This is a genomic window from Salipiger sp. PrR002 (genome assembly GCF_010500775.1).
Classification (GTDB): Bacteria; Pseudomonadota; Alphaproteobacteria; order Rhodobacterales; family Rhodobacteraceae; genus Salipiger.
Genome location: NZ_JAAGOU010000073.1, coordinates 1 through 4343 on the forward strand (window position 1 = coordinate 1; position 4343 = coordinate 4343).

At 55.5% G+C, this 4343-nt stretch carries 2 protein-coding genes; both read left to right on the plus strand.

Features of this window, described 5'->3' with window-relative positions:
* Positions 1 to 334 precede the first annotated feature (334 nt).
* Positions 335 to 2842 carry an AAA family ATPase gene (locus G0A00_RS26040; protein ID WP_235953396.1) on the plus strand — a complete coding sequence of 836 codons (2508 nt, stop codon included), beginning with the start codon at positions 335 to 337 and terminating at the stop codon, positions 2840 to 2842.
* Positions 2839 to 4143 carry an McrC family protein gene (locus tag G0A00_RS26045; protein WP_164185572.1) on the plus strand — a complete coding sequence of 435 codons (1305 nt, stop codon included), beginning with the start codon at positions 2839 to 2841 and terminating at the stop codon, positions 4141 to 4143. Before G0A00_RS26040 ends, G0A00_RS26045 begins: the two co-directional genes overlap by 4 nt.
* Positions 4144 to 4343 lie beyond the last annotated feature (200 nt).

The following is a 4343-nucleotide window of genomic DNA, read 5'->3' on the forward strand; positions in this document are numbered from 1 at the left end:
GGCCGACCATGCATTAGCATTTAACCCGGACCACTCGGTGGGGTCAGCTCAGCCGCTTCCATTGTCAACAGCGGGTAGGGGGCGTGTGTTCCTACGCGCTGACGTGTCCTGCGGTCTGAGGGAACGAGACGCTCGCTTGCTGACCGCACATCATGAAGTGGCGTGGCGCGATTGAGACGTGCGACAACAACGAACGAGGCAGAAGTCTAGCGAAAGCATAGGGATTGGCAGAGCAGTGTCGCGAGGATCTCATGCGAACTGTTTGCGCTGAGGTGGTTTCCCGATAACGTGGCCTTCGAGTTGGATGGCAGTAATTCGGTCTCAGGGGAACCTTTTGAAAGAAAAAGAATTCAAGACTTGGCTGGAGCAGGGCGGGGCCAAGGCTGAAGATGCAAGAAATACGCGGACCTATGCTGTTCAGACTATCGAACGCAACCTGGGGCCGCTTGGAATGTCTTATGAAACACTCGAACAAGCATGGCGGGCGGATCAATTCTCCGCGCTGAAGCAACGTCTCAAGGATATGCGTAGTGATGCTCGAGAAGGAGGGCAGGATTACCGCATATTAATGCCAAAGTCCGAGAAGCCGCTTAATAGACTCGCAAGTTGGGCTAGTTGGCTGGGGCAATATGGTCGATTTATCTCTGGCGAGTCCCCAGGCGCCACCAAGGACGCAGATCGAATTCGTCAGCATGTTCTGGAACAGTACATCGAACCGGCTCGAGAAGAGAATGCATCGCATGTCGACGTCTTGGTTAGTGACGTAAACACTGCGCTTGATCTAAATGCAGCTTGGCCAAATATCTGTCAGGCACTGGCTGGAAAGATGTTTCAGGACCTCGCAAATGTAAGTCCCCCGGAGCGGTTGGGAGCGGACCAAAGCTCTGCAACGGTTTTTCGCTTCCAATTGGACGCGCTGTCGACTTCCGAGAATGCGCGCCCGTTCACCCTTTTCGATGCGACCGGGAACAGATATCAGCCAGTAAAGAATTTTAATCGGTCAAGTGGCGTCTCAGCTTATAGGATTAAGCCCAAAGGGGCAGGTAATAAAGCAGACGAAGCGCAGGAGACCGAAAGCATAGTTGATGTGGCAAGGGCAATGTTGATCGAGGGACTCGCATCAAGGGTCAAGGCCATCACCGGTGGGCCGGTAAACTATCTGACCTACGGCAATGGTAAGCTCGTTCGATATAAACTCGCACCCGACATCGCGAAAAATATTGGAGTGCCCGCCGAGGGTCGCATTCATGAAATGCAAGATCAAATAGAGAATGAGATGACCATTGCCCAGCAGGTTCAACGTCCAGCAGCTAGCAATCTGATCCTCTACGGACCACCGGGCACCGGGAAAACGTTCAGTACTATGGCCGAATCCGTCCGTCTGTGTGGAGAGCCGGTGCCAGAAGACCGTGACGATCTCATGGTCACTTACCAAGGTTTGTTGGCTGCGGGGCGGATTGAGTTTGTCACGTTCCATCAGTCCATGGCATATGAAGAGTTCGTCGAAGGGCGGCAGCCTATGACCGGGACGGATGAGGGTGGCGGTACTTCAACGGCCGGGTTCAGGCTGGAAACCGTTCCGGGCATTTTCCGTCGCATAGCGAAACGGGCCGAGACCAGTCGGGGGCGATCGTCAGCAGGGGAGGCTGTCCGTCTTGGCGACCGTCAGGTTTTCAAGATGTCGATCGGCGAAGCGAACAATCCTGAAGATGCGCACCTTTTCGAGGAGGCTATTCAAGGCAATTACACCCTGCTGGGCTACGAAGATATAGATTGGTCCGGCGAAAAGTTTGCGAACCGCCAAGCTATTATGCAAGCTTGCAGAAATCTCGACGATCGACATGCAAATATCGGGCCGAGAAATGGCGAAGTGCAGGCGCCCTTCACGTTCAGAAATGAGGTAAATGAAGGCGACATCGTCATCGTTTCCAAAGGTAACTTACGTTTTCGAGCCATCGGAGTGTTTACGGGTGGGTATGAGTTTTCTCCTCGCGCGGAAGGTGGCTATGCTCATCGTCGTGCCGTTCGTTGGCTCTGGAACGATCGAGATGGAGTTTCAGTAAACGAGATTTATGCCAAGAATTTTCAGCAGCAGCCGATTTACAAGCTCAATGTTGTCGAGCTCAATGTACCTGCCCTCGAGCGCTACATGAACAGCCAGCAAAGCGATGGCCCGTCGGAGCCCGAGCCCTTCGTCCTGATCATCGACGAAATCAACCGCGCGAATATTTCGAAGGTTTTTGGAGAGCTGATCACGCTGCTTGAGCCGGATAAGCGACTTGGCCAACCGAACGAGATCAAGGTGCGTCTGCCGTATTCGGGGGATGACTTTGGTGTTCCGTCGAACCTGCATATCGTTGGCACGATGAACACCGCAGACCGCTCTATTGCTCTGCTCGATACGGCACTCCGACGACGCTTCACCTTTCGTGAGCTCATGCCCGATGGGAAGCATCTTGACGATGCCGGGGCCCGCACCGGGATCGACTTGGCGCTCCTTCTAACGACGATCAACGAGCGGGTAGAGTATCTCTATGATCGCGATCACCAGATAGGGCATGCCTACTTTGCCGGCTGCCAGACGCTAGCTGACGTGGACGAGGTGATGCGCCACAAGGTTATTCCTCTTCTGGCAGAATACTTCTTCGAAGATTGGGCCAAGATCGCTGCAGTCCTGGGGGATCTGGAGACTCATGAAGGGACCTTCGACGGCGGTTTCCTCAAACGCTCGGTTTTGAAAGCACCGCCAGGGCTCGACAACGGCGAAGCAATGCCTCGTTTCCGATGGGCTGTCCGTAGCACTGCGGAGGGCTTTGATTACTCCAGATTGCTTGGGTCATGATCCGCCGCACGCTCCGTGAGTGGCAGCGCATCGGCTATGGTGATGACGAGGCGACCATCCCACAGGCAGAGGCCGATCGCATTGCCGCGGTCGCAGCGAGTTCCGCATTTGCCGGGCGCGGTGGGGAAGGTGTTCTTGAACACGGTCGCAAGGCGTTGCGTGCGCGGGGGGTGGTGGGCGTGATCGCGGCGCCGGGGTGTCAGTTGGAGATTCTTCCAAAGATAGAAGGCCTTGGGGAGCATGAGGCCACTGACGATGCGCTCCGTCGCCGTCTGATCCACATGCTGGCAGTCGTCCATGATTTGCGGATCGATACTGGTGCCATGACGCAGCTCGGTTGGCAAAAGGACACTGTCCTGGAACTGCTCATCCGACTTTTCTGTACGCGCCTGCTGGAGGCGGTGCGCATGGGGTTGCCGCGTCGATACTTGGAACATGCCGATGACCTTTCTGCGCTGCGCGGGCGGCTCGACATCACCCGGCAGTTTTCACGTCATGCGGTTTCACCGCAAAGGCTTGCCTGCAGTTATGATGAACTGTCGTTCGACATTCCGCTGAACCAGGTTATGCGCGCGGCTGTTTCCCGATTGCAGCGGCTGGCTCAGGCTGCCGACAATCAGCGGCTGTTGCGCGAAATTGAATTTGCGTATTCGGACGTGACCCGGGTTCCTGTCGCCGCGCTGCGTTGGGACCAGATCACTTTGGATAGGACAAACCAGCGTTGGAGTGAACTCCTATCGTTCGCTCGGTTGCTTCTCACCGACAGGCATCAACAGACGAGCGCAGGCGCCATCGACGGTCATGCGCTTTTGTTCGAAATGAATGCGCTGTTCGAGCAATACGTTGCCAAATTGCTGACCAAGGCCCTGTCAGGCAGCGGGTACCGTGTCTCAGCGCAAGGCGGCCACCGAGACTGCCTGTTCGAAGAGAGTACAGGGCGCTTTCGGACCAAGCCGGACCTCATCATTCGCCAAGGCGATCGGACAGTGCTTGTCATCGACACCAAGTGGAAAAGGATGTCGCCTCGCATTGACGACCCGAAGCAGGGTGTCAGCCAAGCTGACGTGTACCAGTTGATGGCTTACAGCCAACTATATCGGTGCCAGAACGTAATGCTGCTCTATCCACATCACGGCGATTTGCCGCCCGATCCAATTCGCACCTGCTATGCTATCGCCACTGCAGGTGCGAAAGAGAACCTGGTTGTCGCCACTCTAGACGTAACAGGCCCGTCGCGTACGCATGTACAGGCCCTTGAGGCGTTGGTTCAAAGTGTGCTGTCAAAATCCGAGGCTGCGTAGCTCGCAGCGTTTAATCACTGCTTGAGTGCAATGTGTAGCTGCGGAGCATGTGGCTCCGCAGCGCGGGACATTACGGCACCGTTGCGGTCATTCTTTCTGAAATTTTGGAGCAAATCGATGCGACATCAGAACTCTCGATCATTGATTTCTAGGGTCAGGATTCATAACCAGTAGATGACGAGGGCGGCTAGAGCGACGGC

Coding starts and splice junctions, on each gene's coding strand:
- G0A00_RS26045 (WP_164185572.1), top strand. CDS start 2,839: ATGATCCGCCGCACGCTCCGTGAGTGGCAGCGCATCGGCTATGGTGAT.